This is a genomic window from Paenibacillus liaoningensis (assembly GCF_059609455.1).
The window spans coordinates 45,340-59,363 of the sequence record NZ_JCAALU010000024.1 but is presented as its reverse complement, the minus strand read 5'-3'; the positions used below and the strand labels follow the sequence as shown (position 1 = coordinate 59,363).

15 protein-coding genes are annotated in these 14,024 nt (G+C 51.2%); 3 read left to right on the top strand and 12 right to left on the bottom strand.

What is annotated here, in order from left to right:
- Positions 1–81: 81 nt before the first annotated feature.
- Positions 82–1,308, bottom strand: a complete 1,227-nt coding sequence (locus AC6B99_RS29785; RefSeq protein WP_496664892.1) for an amidohydrolase — start codon at positions 1,306–1,308, stop codon at positions 82–84.
- A gap of 118 nt (positions 1,309–1,426) precedes the next feature.
- Between AC6B99_RS29785 and AC6B99_RS29780 the strand changes: the two genes are divergently transcribed.
- On the top strand, positions 1,427–2,317 hold the full coding sequence (locus AC6B99_RS29780; protein WP_496664891.1) for a LysR family transcriptional regulator: 891 nt from the start codon (positions 1,427–1,429) through the stop codon (positions 2,315–2,317).
- Here AC6B99_RS29780 and nikE read toward each other — a convergent pair.
- From nikE to nikA, 4 genes are read right to left on the bottom strand one after another with little or no spacing between them, the layout of a single operon-like run.
- Positions 2,274–3,884, bottom strand: a complete 1,611-nt coding sequence (gene nikE / locus AC6B99_RS29775; RefSeq protein ID WP_494879099.1) for a nickel ABC transporter ATP-binding protein NikE — start codon at positions 3,882–3,884, stop codon at positions 2,274–2,276. The two genes, AC6B99_RS29780 and nikE, sit on opposite strands and share 44 nt — an antisense overlap.
- Before the next feature lie 13 nt (positions 3,885–3,897).
- Positions 3,898–4,701: a nickel transporter permease gene (gene nikC / locus AC6B99_RS29770; RefSeq protein ID WP_496664890.1), complete on the bottom strand. Its 804-nt coding sequence runs from the start codon at positions 4,699–4,701 to the stop codon at positions 3,898–3,900.
- Complete coding sequence (gene nikB / locus AC6B99_RS29765; protein ID WP_494859828.1) at positions 4,698–5,636, bottom strand: nickel ABC transporter permease; 939 nt, start codon at positions 5,634–5,636, stop codon at positions 4,698–4,700. Before nikB ends, nikC begins: the two co-directional genes overlap by 4 nt.
- Entirely contained in the window at positions 5,633–7,162 is a 1,530-nt protein-coding gene (gene nikA / locus AC6B99_RS29760; RefSeq protein WP_496664908.1) for a nickel ABC transporter substrate-binding protein, read from the bottom strand. Before nikA ends, nikB begins: the two co-directional genes overlap by 4 nt.
- Positions 7,163–7,381: 219 nt before the next feature.
- On the opposite strand from nikA, the gene AC6B99_RS29755 reads away from it, so the two are divergent.
- Together AC6B99_RS29755 and msrA are read left to right on the top strand one after the other, a co-directional pair.
- On the top strand, positions 7,382–7,843 hold the full coding sequence (locus AC6B99_RS29755; RefSeq protein WP_496664889.1) for a 2-thiouracil desulfurase family protein: 462 nt from the start codon (positions 7,382–7,384) through the stop codon (positions 7,841–7,843).
- A gap of 109 nt (positions 7,844–7,952) precedes the next feature.
- Positions 7,953–8,468 (top strand): peptide-methionine (S)-S-oxide reductase MsrA, encoded by a 516-nt coding sequence (gene msrA, locus AC6B99_RS29750; RefSeq protein ID WP_056028160.1) that lies wholly within the window; start codon positions 7,953–7,955, stop codon positions 8,466–8,468.
- A 119-nt stretch (positions 8,469–8,587) separates the two neighbouring features.
- Here msrA and AC6B99_RS29745 read toward each other — a convergent pair whose 3' ends face one another.
- The 7 genes from AC6B99_RS29745 to AC6B99_RS29715 all read right to left on the bottom strand — a co-directional run bounded on the left by AC6B99_RS29745 (position 8,588) and on the right by AC6B99_RS29715 (position 14,018).
- Positions 8,588–9,079 carry a hypothetical protein gene (locus AC6B99_RS29745; protein ID WP_056028163.1) on the bottom strand — a complete coding sequence of 164 codons (492 nt, stop codon included), beginning with the start codon at positions 9,077–9,079 and terminating at the stop codon, positions 8,588–8,590.
- Positions 9,080–9,150: 71 nt separating this feature from the next.
- Entirely contained in the window at positions 9,151–9,963 is an 813-nt protein-coding gene (locus tag AC6B99_RS29740; protein ID WP_056028166.1) for an AAA family ATPase, read from the bottom strand.
- A gap of 84 nt (positions 9,964–10,047) precedes the next feature.
- On the bottom strand, positions 10,048–10,380 hold the full coding sequence (locus AC6B99_RS29735) for a DUF3024 domain-containing protein (RefSeq protein WP_496664888.1): 333 nt from the start codon (positions 10,378–10,380) through the stop codon (positions 10,048–10,050).
- Between the two features lie 54 nt (positions 10,381–10,434).
- Positions 10,435–10,704, bottom strand: coding sequence for a 30S ribosomal protein S14 (gene rpsN / locus AC6B99_RS29730; RefSeq protein ID WP_494859818.1), 270 nt, complete (start codon positions 10,702–10,704; stop codon positions 10,435–10,437).
- Positions 10,705–10,789: 85 nt separating this feature from the next.
- On the bottom strand, positions 10,790–12,016 hold the full coding sequence (locus tag AC6B99_RS29725; RefSeq protein ID WP_494859817.1) for an amidohydrolase: 1,227 nt from the start codon (positions 12,014–12,016) through the stop codon (positions 10,790–10,792).
- A gap of 156 nt (positions 12,017–12,172) precedes the next feature.
- Positions 12,173–13,408, bottom strand: coding sequence for a beta-ketoacyl-[acyl-carrier-protein] synthase family protein (locus AC6B99_RS29720; RefSeq protein WP_056028179.1), 1,236 nt, complete (start codon positions 13,406–13,408; stop codon positions 12,173–12,175).
- Entirely contained in the window at positions 13,401–14,018 is a 618-nt protein-coding gene (locus AC6B99_RS29715) for an SRPBCC family protein (protein WP_496664887.1), read from the bottom strand. The genes AC6B99_RS29720 and AC6B99_RS29715 overlap by 8 nt, the downstream gene beginning before the upstream one ends.
- Positions 14,019–14,024: the final 6 nt, after the last annotated feature.

Genomic DNA, 14,024 nt, shown 5'->3' with positions numbered 1-14,024 from the left:
AAATGCCCGATGCGCTCCTATAAAGAAGCCTTCGGGCATTTTTCCTAGCTTGTTAAGTTTATTTAGCTCGTTTTGCGAGAATTATAATATAGCTCCGCTCACCAAATTTCCTTTATACCACACGGCCTGCCGCTGCGCTTTTCGGGCAATAGCCTCCGCCGAGCAGCTTGCGTGAAGCAATACAAAACTGGCGGCATCGCCAACCTTAGGCCAAACCTGCTCGCCTTGAGCATTGAGCGGTGTAATTCCGCCTGTAATTAAGGCAAGAGTCTGGGACAAGGAGGCTTCCTCTTGGCAACCATACAATTCTGCGAATCGTCCTGCCTTATCCAGCAAATCCCCGCTCCCAAATGGCGACCAGTGATCCGTGAGACTATCGGTTACCAGCTTCACCTTTACGCCTTGACGGCTCAGCATTGGTAGCGGCATATTCATTTTCCCAATCGGTACCGTGGAAGCGATGGACATGCCAAGCTGAGCCATCCGCCCAGCCATTTCTTTTGTCTCCTGCGGCTCAGCGCCTGCAAACCAAAAGGCATGACTTACGGTTACTTTTCCGTGCAGATCCGCTTCTTCAGCCAGCTCCGCTAGGCGGTTCAAAGTTTGCCGACCAGCTTCGTGTCCATCATGCAAATGAATATCGATGCCCGCACCATGATAAACAGCCAATTCAATGATCGTTTGCAGCGATTTTTCGATATCGCCATCTACTGTATACGGATCTACCCCACCTACATGGGTAGCGCCTTCAGCCAGCGATTGTTTCACGAGCGCAACCGAATCAGAGCGAAGCAGGCCATGCTGGGGAAAAGCTACAATTTCGGCCGAAATTTTACCAGAAAACGTCTCCAAAGCTTGCTTCGTAGCTTCTAATCGCTTGAGTCCACTGACGGGTTCAATATTGCAATGGCTGCGCACATGCGTGGCGCCAAATCGTTGAATCAGTGACAAAATACGCTCCGCTTGCAGCTTAGCCGTCGGCAGCAGCTTGGGCAATAAAACCTTTTCTTCCTCTATCCGTTCGAAAATACTCGCTACAGGCTTAACCGCTTTCCATGGGCCGCCAAAATAGGTTTTGTCTAAATGAATATGACCTTCTTCAAACGAGGGCAGCAGCAATAATCCTTTTGCATCATATTTCGGCAGAGGGCTGATTAGCTCCACTCCATCCTCCAAAATTTCAGCAATGGTTCCGTCTTCTATCCGCAAATGGCAGCTGCGTGTCTTAGTGCCTGCTATCTGGCCAGCCTCAAACTCATACCCTTGCTCCAGCCTTGCATTGGTTAACCAATAAGATGTATTCACCATGTCAGCCCCGCTTTCCTATCCAATTAAAACTATGGTAACATAGCATTCACTATACTAAAAATATTTAAAAAATTCGTTTTCCATACTTTTTTCGTTTGGAATGGGAAGGATTAACCGAATGGATATTCGCCAGCTTCGTTATTTCATCGCGATCGCAGAAGAGAAACAAATTACAGCGGCCGCTGAAAGGCTGCATATGACACAGCCTCCGCTTGGCCAACAGCTGAAAGGGCTGGAGGAAGAGCTCGGGGTACAGCTTTTTGTAAGAAGCGGGAAATGGCTGGAGCTTACTGACGCTGGAGAGGCGTTATATAAACGCGCCATATTTTTAACAAAAGCGCTCGAAGAGACCAAGCTGGAGGTGAAGGAAATTGGCAGCGGCACGCGGGGCAAATTAATGCTGGGTATTAATACGCTGTCATCCGTCGTTTTACCACAGCTGCTGCACATGTTTAAGGAAGCCTATCCGCTCATCACTTATAAAATCCAGCAAAATGAATCGGCCCAAATTGTCCGGCTGCTCAAGGAACGTTCCATTGAGCTTGGAATCGTGCGGCTTCCGCTGGAGCTAGTTGAATTCGAAGTGCTGGAGCTTCCTTCGGAGCCCTTTTATTTCCTGACCGCGAGCAATGTCCTGCATCCCGCAGACAAATGCTCCTACCATGATATTCAGCGTTATCCACTTATTTTACCTAGTGCGGAAGGGCTTGGACTATATAAAAGCATTATTCAGCAATTTACCGAACGCGGCTTGCAAGCCAATGTGATCGGAGAATGCTCCGATATTTCCCTATTGTTGAAGTGGGTAGCCTACGGGGATGGAGCAACCATTGTGCCGCAGTCCGTTCTTGAGCTGCATCAAGGCTATGACATTCAATCGTTTGCCATTTCAGACAGTGAACTGCATTTTGCCACTGGGCTCATCTGGCTAAAAGACCGTTATTTGACCAAAGCAGCACAACGCTTTATCGAATTAATGAAGCAGGAAATCGTTCATCTTCGATTGTGATTTTCCCATGCTCCAGCACCATAATACGGCTGCACATAAGCTGTACGGCTGCCAAATCATGCGAAATAAACAAGCAGGCAAAACCAAGCTGCTGCTGCAACCTCTGCAGTAGCTTTAAAATCTGGGCTTGGATAATCATATCCAGGCTGGCGGTCGGCTCATCCAAAATAATAAAGTCAGGCGCAATGCTGATCGCCCTGGCTATGCATACCCGCTGCTTCTGGCCTCCGCTCAGCTCATGGGGATATTGCCGCATGACGCTAGCTGGAAGTCCAACCCTATCAAGCAACAGAGCAGCCGCTTCATCCCGTTTATATCGGCTATCACCTAAAAATGCAGGTGCTTTGTCCTTGAATATATCGAGCGGCTCCATTAACGAATCCACAATCATCTGCCTCGGATTTAAACTGGCTGCCGGATTTTGAAATACCGCTTGAATACGTCCGCTTATGAACGACCTCGCAGCAGCTTTCCGGTTATGCAGCGGCATTTGCTGGAATAGGAGCAGGCCTTGGTCAAGCGGCTCCATAAGCATCAAGCATCTAGCCAATGTGCTTTTACCACTGCCGCTCTCACCGACCAGCCCTAAACATTCCCCTGCTTTCAGCGTAAAAGATACTTGATCCAGCACCTTCATGCCTTTGCCTTTCGGGTATGTTTTGACTAGATTTTGGGCGACGAGCAAGCTATTCGCTCTGCTGGCCTCTAGACTCCCCCCCTGCTCCCGCATCGTTTGCTGGGCGTCTACTGGCTGTAACTGTAGCATCAGTTCTCGTTCAGACTTTACGGTTGGTGATGACCATGAGCTGGGCTCAGCCGCAAGAAGCTGCTTCGTATAGGGATGGGTTGGCGCTTCCAGCACTGCCCGCACATTACCCGATTCCAGCATACAGCCCTCGCGCATAACAGCCACTTCATCCGCATAACGCCTGACATGCTTTAAGTCATGTGTAATAAACAGAATAGCGCAGCCGATTCGTTCCTTCATCTCCATGAGCAAACGGAGTATTTCCTCTCCCGTTGCATAATCCAGCGCAGTCGTTGGTTCATCGGCAATAAGCAGCTTTGGCTTAAGCAGCAGCGCGGCTGCGATGGAGACCCGCTGCAATTGTCCGCCACTCAGCTCAAAGGGATAGCTGTTATATACGCGCTCTGCCGGCAGACGCACCTCGCCTAAGCTGGACAATATTTGCACTTTCCGCTCCTTGCGGCCTAAGCGGCTATGCGCTTGCAGCGTCTCATCCAGCTGCTTCCCGAGTCGAATAAAGGGACTGAACATGCCCGCATAGTCTTGAAAAATATAAGCAATCTCCTTGCCCCGCAAGCTGCTTAGTTGTTGGGCTGGAAGCTCTGAAAGAGATTGCCCCTCGAACAAAATCTGCCCTTTCGTCACGCGCACAGCATGAGGCAGCAAGCCGCCAATCGCGAGGCCGGTCAGCGTTTTTCCGCTGCCGCTTTCACCAATTAAAGCAAGCCATTGCTGCTTTTCAATAGATAGATGAAGGTCATGAACTAGCTGCTGCTGCCCTGCGTATAAGCTAAGTCCTGTTATTTTCAATATGCTCATTGCTTGTTCTCCTTTACTCTCTGCTACGTTTCACATCCAGCCGATCACGTATCCGGTCACCCCACGCATTGGACAATAGGACAACGAGCATAATGGCAAGTCCCGGTGCTAGCATTAAATAAGGGGCCTGGTGAAAATAGGCGCGGCCTTCATTCAGCATCGCTCCCCATTCTGGTGATGGCGGCTGAACGCCAAGTCCAATGTAGGAAAAAGACGCAATCATCAAAATGACTTTGCCCACATCCAGCGAAGCGATCACGAAGACGTTACTGAACGTTTGTGGCAGCAAATGCTTGATCACGATATGGAGCGGGCTTAGTCCGTTCAAGCGGGCAATCGCTATATAATCCTTATGTTTTTCAGACCTAACACTATTGCGCACGATGCGCGAGTAAGCGATCCATTTGACCGCCGCAATGGCAATGATTAGATTGAATATATCCGGCCCTAGCAGGCCGCTTAACACAATGGCAATCATGAAATCCGGGAAGGCGAGGAAGGAATCCGACACCCGCATAAATAGGCGATCCACGAAGCCGCCCGCATATCCCGACAGCAGACCAACAGGAATACCGATACTCAGCGCTGCCACAAGCACGATCAGACTCGCGCCTATCGTATTCCGCCCTCCAATGAGCAGGCGCGAAAACAGATCTCTGCCCAGTCCATCTGTTCCGAGCCAATACTGTGCGCTCGGCGGCAGCAAGCGGTCATGAAGATTCACTGCATACGGATCATGCGGAACGAGGAACACCGAGAAAACAAGCACAGTAAAGAACAGCAGGGCCATATATCCTGCAAGGCTTACCTTTTTCATCGGCTCTCCCCTTTCAAACGCATTTCCGGGTTTAGAGCATGATTCGCCAAATCTACCAGCAAATGAATAAGCGTTACGGCAATTCCCATCACGACCATATAACCTTGAATGACCGGATAATCTCTGCTCTGAATGGCATCCACAATGAATTTGCCCATGCCCGGATAAGCAAACAGCACCTCAATGACAACCGTGCCGCCAAGCAAGCTGCCTATGCTGACACCGAACATCGTCACAACAGGCGTAAGCGCATGGCGAAAAGCATGGCGGAGCAAAATTTTTCTGCTGCCAATGCCGCGCGACCGTGCTCCCCTTATAAAATCCTGCGTTAAGCTGTCCATAAGACTGGAACGAATCAAGCGGACATAAACGGCTGACATCGTCAGACCGAGCGTCAGCGAAGGCAGCACAAGATGCCAGGGCGTCCCCGTTCCCATTGACGGCAATAAGCCCGACCTTACGGATAGCCCTTCTATTAAAAGAAGCCCTAGCCAAAAGCTAGGGATAGAAGTACCCATTACAGCAAGGAGACGGCTTGCGCGGTCAATGAATCGGTTGGGATAAAGGGCCGACAAAGCGCCCAGCGGCACCGCAATGAGCAATAAAATGAGCAGCGAGCTCCCGGCAAGCAGCAGCGTTACTGGCATTTTACGAAGCAGTTCCTCGCTTACGGGCCGATTCGTCATGTACGACTTTCCCAAATCGAGTTGTGCCAGCCCGGCAAGCCAGTTGCCATACTGAACCAATACTGGCTCGTTTAGTCCCAGCTCTTCCCTCTGTTGCTTGATTTCTGAGCTTGTGATGGCAACGTCATCTGAGCGAAGCATTTGCTTAACGGCATCTCCCGGAGCAAGCTTGACGAACAAGAAGCTGACGAAGGAGAGCAGCAAAATAAACAGGACAAGCTCTACACCCCTTTTCCAAACGATGCTCATTTCCCTTCCACATCCAATTGGTTCGTCAGCATATAATATTCGCTTTTACTCGTTACCCAGTTTTTCACCTTATCCCGGTACACAACGAGCGTATTCGGATGTACAAGGTAGGAATAGTACGTTTCTTCATCAATACGGGTAAGCGCCTGTTTGATTAAAGCATTGCGCTCATTCACGCCCACCGTTTGATCCAGTTCCTCAATCCAAGCGCTCAGATCTTGGTCGTTGATTTTACCGAAATTCAGCGAGCCCTCCGGCTTAAAGGCTACATTTAGAAAATAACTCGCATCCCCGCGCGGCGCAATTAACGGACTGTAGGTGCCCAAATCCCAATCGTCCTTCTCGAGCAAATAATCCTCATATTTATCGACTTGTGCGATCGTAATGGTAATGCCAAGCTCTCTCGCTTGCGATTGCAGCACTTGGGCCAACAAAGGAAATTCCGCACGGGAAGCGTACGTTACCAGCTTGAGGGAAAGCGGCTGGCCCCGCTTGGTCACCTTGCCCTGCTCGACCTCATAGCCTGCTTGCTTAAACCATTTGCGAGCAGCGTCCACTCCGCTTTCCTTCGGGTCATAGGCGGGCACGAACGGAAATTGTGGCAAAAAAGGACCGCTGGCGACCGTCGCTTGGCCGCCCATAATGGCGTCCTTGAGTTCATCGCGATTGACGAGCGCATCGAAAGCTTTGCGAACGTAGCTGTTTTGAAAATCCGCATGGTTCGTATTGAAAATAAGCTCATGCGTCCGCAAACTGACGACTGAATCCAAATGCAGGCTGGCGTCGCTTTTCATCGTTTCGATGCTTTCTACTGGCGGCCGGTACACAATATCTGCATCCCCAGCCATAAGCGCTGACAAGCGGGCATTGGCATCTTCATTAAAGCTGAAGGTCGCATGGCTGAGCTTTGCTGCACCGTCCCAATATTCCTCGTAGCGATCCAGATTTAGCGAGCTGCCCGAAGTGAACGCGGCCACTTGAAACGGACCGGTTCCGATTGGCTTTTTATCCGGATCTGGTGCAGATACGTCAATAATCGCTGTATTCGGATGTACTAGCTCTGACGGAAACTGGGGAAACGGCTGCTCCGTCGTAATGTGCAGGCTTTGTCCGCTCGCTTCCATTTGCTTGATTTTCAAAACCTGCTTCACGCCCGGATTTTGCTCTATCGCCCGTTCTAGCGATAGCTTAACGGCATCCGCATCGAGCGCCTTGCCATTTTGGAACGTAACCTGCTCCCGGATTTTAAACGTCCAACGCTGCCCATCCGAGGTGCTCCACTCCTCCGCCAGCCAAGGCTGGATTTGGAGGTCTTCGCCCAGCTTGACCAGCGTTTCCACGACACCTGCTCGGAGCGGGGTATAATCCAGATGGGGGTCTATCGTTTGGCTCGCAAAGTTAAAAAGGAAGGTCAGCTCCTTCTCGGGCGGCTTGGCTTGTTCTCCGTTCGTGCTTGACCCGTTCGAACAGGCTGCCGCGAGCAGCAGCAAGCTAATGAGAAGAAATAAGGGGATGATTTTTCGCATAGGCAATGTAAGCTTACCTCCATATTTTCAAATGATACAAGATTACCTGCCTCATCGTACCTTAAGAAGCTATGAATGGTAATAGCCCGATCGAGCTATTGAAGCCCGGAAAATGTGACAATAATAAGCCAAGCCATCGTTCATTTACAGCACATACATGCTGTGCTATGCTCAAATTTAGAGATTTTAAACTATGCAAAACAGAAAGGCGGCGTTCCCATGATCCTCGTAAGCTCCTGCCTCGGAGGCATGAAGGTGAGATATAACGGGACGGATTGTTTAGACGAAACCGTTCGCAAGCTGCTGGATGATAAGCAAGCGATAGCGGTATGTCCAGAGCTGCTTGGGGGCTTCTCCACCCCTCGGGAATCAGCAGAAATTGTAGGCGGAAATGGGGAGAATGTGTTAGCTGGCACAGCCTCTGTCATCGACAAATCAGGTACGGACGTGACGGACCTCTATATAAAAGGTGCATATGAAACGCTTCACCAAGCGCTTGAATTAGAAGCCACAGTAGTTGTGCTTAAAGAGAACAGTCCCTCCTGCGGCAGTACAATGATTTACAATGGACAATTTTCGGGTGAAAAGAAAGCTGGAAATGGCGTGACATCAGCGCTGCTCCGCCAGCATGGCATCAAGGTCGTTTCTGGAGATGGGCTGCAGGCTCTGACGCTCCCTTGAACATGAACGCCATTGCCTTTTGCAAAGGCTGATCACAATTGAATTTTTAATGCAGACAGGCTAAAGTTTAGCCTATCAAGTTTTTATAAGCGTTAAGGAGGAGTATGTTATGCAATATGCAACATTCGCGGGCGGCTGTTTTTGGTGTATGGTTACCCCTTTCGAGGAGCTGCCAGGCATTCATAGTATTATTTCTGGCTATATGGGCGGTCATCAGGAGAATCCGACTTATGAGCAGGTGAAAACAGGCGAAACAGGACATGCCGAGGTTGTGCAAATTGCCTTCGATCCGCAGCTGTTTCCTTATGAGCGTCTGCTTGAGTTATATTGGCCGCAAATTGATCCGACAGATGAAGGCGGACAATTTCAAGATCGCGGCAGCCAGTATCGCACGGCGATTTTTTATCATAATGAAGAGCAGCAGGCTTTGGCGCTCGCTTCCAAGCAGGAACTGGAGAGCAGCGGACGCTTCGACAAACCGATCGTAACGGAAATTCGGGCGGCGGATACGTTTTATGTGGCGGAGGAGTATCATCAAAATTTCCACAAGAAAAATCCGAAGCATTACAAAGAGGATCGCGCACAATCAGGCCGCGACGAGTTTATTGAGCAAAAGTGGAAATAAAGCTTGTAATAGTGGCATGAACATCAAACACCTCGTCAGGAAATTGCTGGCGGGGTGTTTGGATTTACAGGCTTGCTTTCGTAGACCATACGTTAGACTGCAATGGAGTTCTCTCCTTGCTAGCCATTTGCCCGCTGCTGCTTATTAGCTACAGCGACAGCTTGGGCACAGCGCAGCATCAGCAGGCAAAAAGACCGGTTATGTCCAATATAAAAAGAGGACAGGTCATAGCGGTTCCGAGCCGGCTCGAACGTTACGAGCAGACGATGCTTCATCCGCTGCATCGCCAGCTGAATGAAACACTCCGTCTGCTCACAAGCCGGAAATGTAATATATGCGTACAAAGAATGATCCTCCGGCTCATCCAGCGCACTAACGCCAGCGCATGAAAACTCCGTCGGTATGCCCTGCTCTTTGAGCAGCGTGAGCGCAGGAAGCAGCTCCGCATCGATCGCGACATGCCCCAGCAGCAGCGTTTGCTTTGACCGCTTCGTTATTTTTTCACGCTCCAGCCAGCTGTGCAGCTCCCGCTCACGCTGCTGCCAGCGCTGTGCGGTATGCATGCTTATTACCTTTTCCGCTTCGCAGTCTAGAATTGTCTTCTGCGACATGCTTTCTCACCTTCCTCGATACATTTGGCATACGCCGAGTCTGCCCTTATCATTACTCAAAAAAGCTTACGTTACACCGCGATGATTTTCGGCTTATATTCGGTCAAGGCCTCTTGTATATGAGACTGGAGCAGCGAGCTGCCCTCAATAATCGCTTTACGCTTTGCCTTAAGCACGATTTGCTCCATATCCGCAAAGCTGCACCCAGCAAGCAGACTGGCGGCCGTATCATAAATAGGCTCCTGCTGTTCAAAGTCTCCAATTAACAACGATATATATTCGTACCTGCTGCGATCATCCGGCATGCCGTAATGCATTTTCGTATCGAAGCGCCGCCATATCGCATTGTCCAGCTCCTCCTCCAAATTGGTTGCCGCAATAAAAACACTTTCGCAATCAAACTCGTCCAAGCATTGCAGCAGCGTATTAACGACGCGAGCCATTTCCTTCACTTCATCATTGTTTTCACGCGTCCTCGCTATCGCATCGAACTCATCGAGAAATAAGACGCAGGGCGTCGCTTTGGCGTAATCGAATATTTTGCGGACATTGCTCGCCGTCTCTCCTAGATGGCTGTGGATAATCGCATCGAGCCTGACCAAAATAAGCGGAACATCCAGCCGCTGCGCGATGTAGAAAGCAGTCAAAGTTTTGCCCGTGCCTGGCGGCCCGTACATGACAACTTTGTTCGGAATCGGCACATCATGCTCCTCAAACTTCTCCTTCATGCCCATAATCGTGAAGAACTCTTCTACGATTTGCCGATTCATCGGCGGCAGCACGATGCGTTTCACCTTTTTCGCACAATCCTTCGGGCTGTAAAAGCTAGCCATATCCGTTCCCTTGGCTCTTGGCAGGCGGTGATTGCCCTGATTTTTGCTCAAATTGGGAAGCTCCTTCGTTTCATGTTACACGCGAAAAGCCCGACATAGCGGTCGGGGCCATTGCGCTAAATGGTGGCCTTACGTTTAAGAAATCCAGAAGATGCCCTCCTGATCGATTTCAACCTGCTCCAGCTGCTGCTCGAAATGAGGATGCGGTGCAATCGCGGATGCTGGCCTCCAGCCGTCATTGCCGTCAGTGGCATACACATGCCACTGGCTTTGCTTCCATTGGAACTGGACGATAGGTGCTCCTGTCCATATCCGATTTTCAAAATCCGGAAGCTCCTCGGTCAAAGTAAGCCGATTACCCTCCCACTCATAGGTTAAACGAACAGCTGAACGCACATTCGGGGGGATTTTACGGCTAATGTAGCCGTCCAGTATTTTTTCCAGCCTGCGGGTCGTAAATGGGTCCATGCCCTCCCCCCTTTCGAACAAATTTTCATTTCCTTTTATATTGGCTTACCTACGTTACCAGCTTGCTTTCTTGATGCCGGGAATTTGCCCTTTGTAGGCAAGCTCGCGAAATGCGATACGCGACACTTTAAATTTACGCAAGTAGCCATGCGGCCTGCCCGTCAGCTCGCAGCGGTGATGCAGCCGGGTTGGCGATGCGTCGCGCGGAAGCTTGCTCAGTCCGATATAATCCTTGTTGTCCTTGAGCTGCCTGCGAAGCTCGGCATAACGCGCAACCGTCTCCTGTCTTTTTCTTTCCCTAACTACTTTTGATTTTTTAGCCATTCTTGTCGTCTCCTTTTGTTTATTCGTAAACTTTACGATTTATTATAACGCATGGGCTAGGTTTTGGAAAGGGGGTATGAAAGCCTTATTGGCTCACATACTCCTCCCCCGCCTGCTGCACCCATTGCACGAACAGCTTTGCCCCTTCCGTCAGCACCTCTTCATCTATATCGAATAAGGGATGATGCACCGGATACACCGTTTTGGCTGTCGGGTTGGCTATGCCAATAAACGCGAATGCTCCCGGCACCTCGTGTACATACAGCGCAAAATCCTCCCCAGCAAGGCTAGGCTTGTCCAAAATAACAACCTTATCGTCACCCAAGGCGATTCGCCCAGCCCGAACAGTCAGTTGAACGGCTTCTGCATCATTAAGCAGCGGCGTTCCTAGCCGATATTGCGACGTATAGGTGCCGCCATATGTACTGGCTACGGCATCTGCTCTCTTTTCCAGCAACTGATGTATTTGTGCAGTCAGATCTGGGTGAAAAACGCGATACGTCCCGCTCAGCTTGCTTTCCCCCGCAATGGCATTAATCGCAGTACCAGCGTGCAACGTACCGAATGCGAACACCTTCGTCTCCCATGGGTCCGTTTCCACTGCAAGCGCAAATTTAACATCAGAAACGAATTGCACCGCCATCGACAGCGCATCTACAGCCAAATGCGGCGTACTATGATGACCGTTCAATCCTTGAAAAGCGATATGGAAATGCGAGGATGCCGCCATCGCCTCCTTGCGATGTATGCCAACAACGCCTGTAGGCAGCTCGGGCCACACATGCAGCGCAAAGCAAAGGTCAACGCCGTCCAGCACCCCAGCCTCGATCATATCTCGGCCTCCGCTTATCATCCGCCCATCTATTGGGCTAGGAAGCGCACTTTCCTCCGCAGGCTGAAACACAAACTTAATCGTTCCGGACCATATGTCTCTGTGCCGACTGAGCGTTTTAGCTGCTCCGAGCAGCATCGTCATATGGGCATCATGCCCACAGGCATGCATAGCCCCTTCGCTTGTTGAACGATAGGCAAACGTATTTTCCTCCGTGATCGCCAAGGCGTCCATATCTGCTCGCAGTACGATCGTCGGTCCCGGCTTATCGCTGGTGAGAATACCTACAACGCCTTTGCCAAAATGCTTTCCGACATGCCGTTGAACCTGCAAGCCCCATTCCGATAAATAATCCGCTACCTTTTCTGCTGTTCGGTCCACCTCGAATAATACCTCGGGATGCTTGTGAAAATCTCTGCGCAGTGCGATCAATTCCTCCCGCAACGTGTCTACATAGGCAAGAGCAGCTTGTGCATTCATAATAATGGCCTCCTTATATAGAAATCTTTTTTTATCCTAGATCGACATACGCAAAAAAGCGGAAACATCCCTTGTAAAAGGATGTTTCCGCTTGTACGGTCAACTCTATTTTCAATAATAGGTATGCCCTAGCCATAAGTCAATGCCCGGTACATTTTAATACTGGCGAAAAGCAAGCACGGCGTTGACTCCGCCAAAGCCGTAGGAGTTGGACACCGCAGCAGCGGACTTCACCGCACGCGGATTTTTGACGACCAAATCTAGCTGCGCCTCTGGGTCGGGCTCGTCCAAATTCGTAGTTGGCGGCAGCCAGCCATTGCGCAGTGCTAGCAGCGTAATGGCCGCCTCAATAGCGCCTGACGCTCCAAGCGGATGACCGTACAAGCCTTTCGTGCCGCTGACGGCTACCGGATGATTGCCAAACACTTGGCGTATGACCCGCGATTCCGTCACATCATTGAGCAGCGTCGAAGAGCCGTGGGCATTGACATAGTTAATGTCCTCCGGCGCCATATCCGCGCTCGTCAGCGCCTGGCGCAAGGCCCGTGCTGCCTGCGTGCCGCAAGGCAGCGGTGCGCTCATATGATGCGCATCGTTAGTCAGCCCGAAGCCTGCTAGCTCGCCATATATTTTCGCGCCTCGCGCCCTTGCATGATGCTCGGCTTCAATGACGAGCACGGCGCTGCCCTCGCCCATGACGAAGCCGTCGCGATTGCGGTCGAATGGCCGGCTTGCCATATCCGGAGATTCATTGCGAGTAGACATCGCCCGCAGCATGTCGAAGGCGCCGAAGGAGAGCGGTGCAAGCGGGGCTTCCGAACCGCCCGCCATAATGACGTCCGCTTCGCCGCGCCGGATCGCTTGCAGCGCCCGGCCAATGGCGACGGCACCGGACGCGCAGGACATCGCGTTCGTCTCATTTAAGCCTGTCATGCCAAATTCCATGGCAAGATTGCACGAGGCTGCGCCGCCGAAGACGGAAAATCCGAGCGTCGGCGATACGGCCCGGAAGCCGCCATTATGGTAGCGGCTGCACTGCTCTTCCGCGTAGGCAATACCGCCCAGCGCGCTGCCCATAAATACGCCCGCCCGATCCGCATCGAGATCGGCGGGATTCAGACCAGCGTCGCGCAGCGCCAGAGCGCCGCTGGCAACGGCAAGCTGCGAATAGCGGTCCATGCGATGCGCACGCTTTTTATCCATATAATGCTCCGCCTGAAAATCTGGAATTTGTGCAGCTATTCGGCTGCGCAGCCCTTCCGGTACAAAACGCTCAATTTCCCTCACTGCGCTTTTCCCCCGTACTAGACCTTCCCATAGCTGCTCCACGCCTGCGCCAATCGGCGTTACACAGCCTATTCCCGTTATGACCGCTTTAATCGCATTAGCCATTGCGCCCACCTGCCTCTCTTTGTTGAAAAATGGCTTGCTCTGCTGCTTCGTTTGCAAACTGCTCAGCTACCTGCTCTCTTAGTGCCTCCCATTGCAGATCTGTCCATTGCTGGGAATCAGGGTGTTCTTCTTGTATGGCTTGTTTCTTGGCATCCAGCGCGGCTTCGAGCTCGGCCTGCTGCTTCAAGCCTTGCAGCGTTCTCTCCGCAATGGCATAAACGAACCAATTGCCGATAAAACTGGCGAAAAGCCTGCGGCTCCATGGAGGAGCATTCCAGCGATGCACGATCGATACGGAAACCTTCTCGCCAGCCGGTACAATGCGCCATTCCACCTCCATGCCTTTTGTCACACCGCGCACATGGCGGTAGCCAACCATCAGTTCCTCCTCGCTGATAACCATTTCACTTTCCCACCATACCGGCCACTGAAACCGTTTGAACGGCCGAACGGCAGCCATTTTGACGAGCCCACCCCGCTCGCTGCCGCCATAGCGGAACTGGATCTGGCGATAATGTGGAAGCAGTTGCGGCCAATTTTCGATTTTCCGTGCATAGTGGAACGCGGTCAACGGCTCACAGCGCATCGTTACCTCGTTGTAGGTATGCATGTATTT

Excerpts from the sequence above, each read along its gene's own strand:
- nikA (WP_496664908.1), bottom strand. The coding sequence starts at position 7,162 with ATGCGAAAAATCATCCCCTTATTTCTTCTCATTAGCTTGCTGCTGCTC.
- nikE (WP_494879099.1), bottom strand. The coding sequence starts at position 3,884 with ATGAGCATATTGAAAATAACAGGACTTAGCTTATACGCAGGGCAGCAG.
- AC6B99_RS29755 (WP_496664889.1), top strand. The coding sequence starts at position 7,382 with ATGATCCTCGTAAGCTCCTGCCTCGGAGGCATGAAGGTGAGATATAAC.
- AC6B99_RS29720 (WP_056028179.1), bottom strand. The coding sequence starts at position 13,408 with ATGGCTAATGCGATTAAAGCGGTCATAACGGGAATAGGCTGTGTAACG.
- nikB (WP_494859828.1), bottom strand. The coding sequence starts at position 5,636 with ATGAGCATCGTTTGGAAAAGGGGTGTAGAGCTTGTCCTGTTTATTTTG.
- AC6B99_RS29780 (WP_496664891.1), top strand. The coding sequence starts at position 1,427 with ATGGATATTCGCCAGCTTCGTTATTTCATCGCGATCGCAGAAGAGAAA.
- rpsN (WP_494859818.1), bottom strand. The coding sequence starts at position 10,704 with ATGGCTAAAAAATCAAAAGTAGTTAGGGAAAGAAAAAGACAGGAGACG.
- AC6B99_RS29725 (WP_494859817.1), bottom strand. The coding sequence starts at position 12,016 with ATGAATGCACAAGCTGCTCTTGCCTATGTAGACACGTTGCGGGAGGAA.
- AC6B99_RS29785 (WP_496664892.1), bottom strand. The coding sequence starts at position 1,308 with ATGGTGAATACATCTTATTGGTTAACCAATGCAAGGCTGGAGCAAGGG.
- AC6B99_RS29735 (WP_496664888.1), bottom strand. The coding sequence starts at position 10,380 with ATGGACCCATTTACGACCCGCAGGCTGGAAAAAATACTGGACGGCTAC.
- msrA (WP_056028160.1), top strand. The coding sequence starts at position 7,953 with ATGCAATATGCAACATTCGCGGGCGGCTGTTTTTGGTGTATGGTTACC.
- nikC (WP_496664890.1), bottom strand. The coding sequence starts at position 4,701 with ATGAAAAAGGTAAGCCTTGCAGGATATATGGCCCTGCTGTTCTTTACT.
- AC6B99_RS29745 (WP_056028163.1), bottom strand. The coding sequence starts at position 9,079 with ATGTCGCAGAAGACAATTCTAGACTGCGAAGCGGAAAAGGTAATAAGC.
- AC6B99_RS29715 (WP_496664887.1), bottom strand. The coding sequence starts at position 14,018 with ATGCATACCTACAACGAGGTAACGATGCGCTGTGAGCCGTTGACCGCG.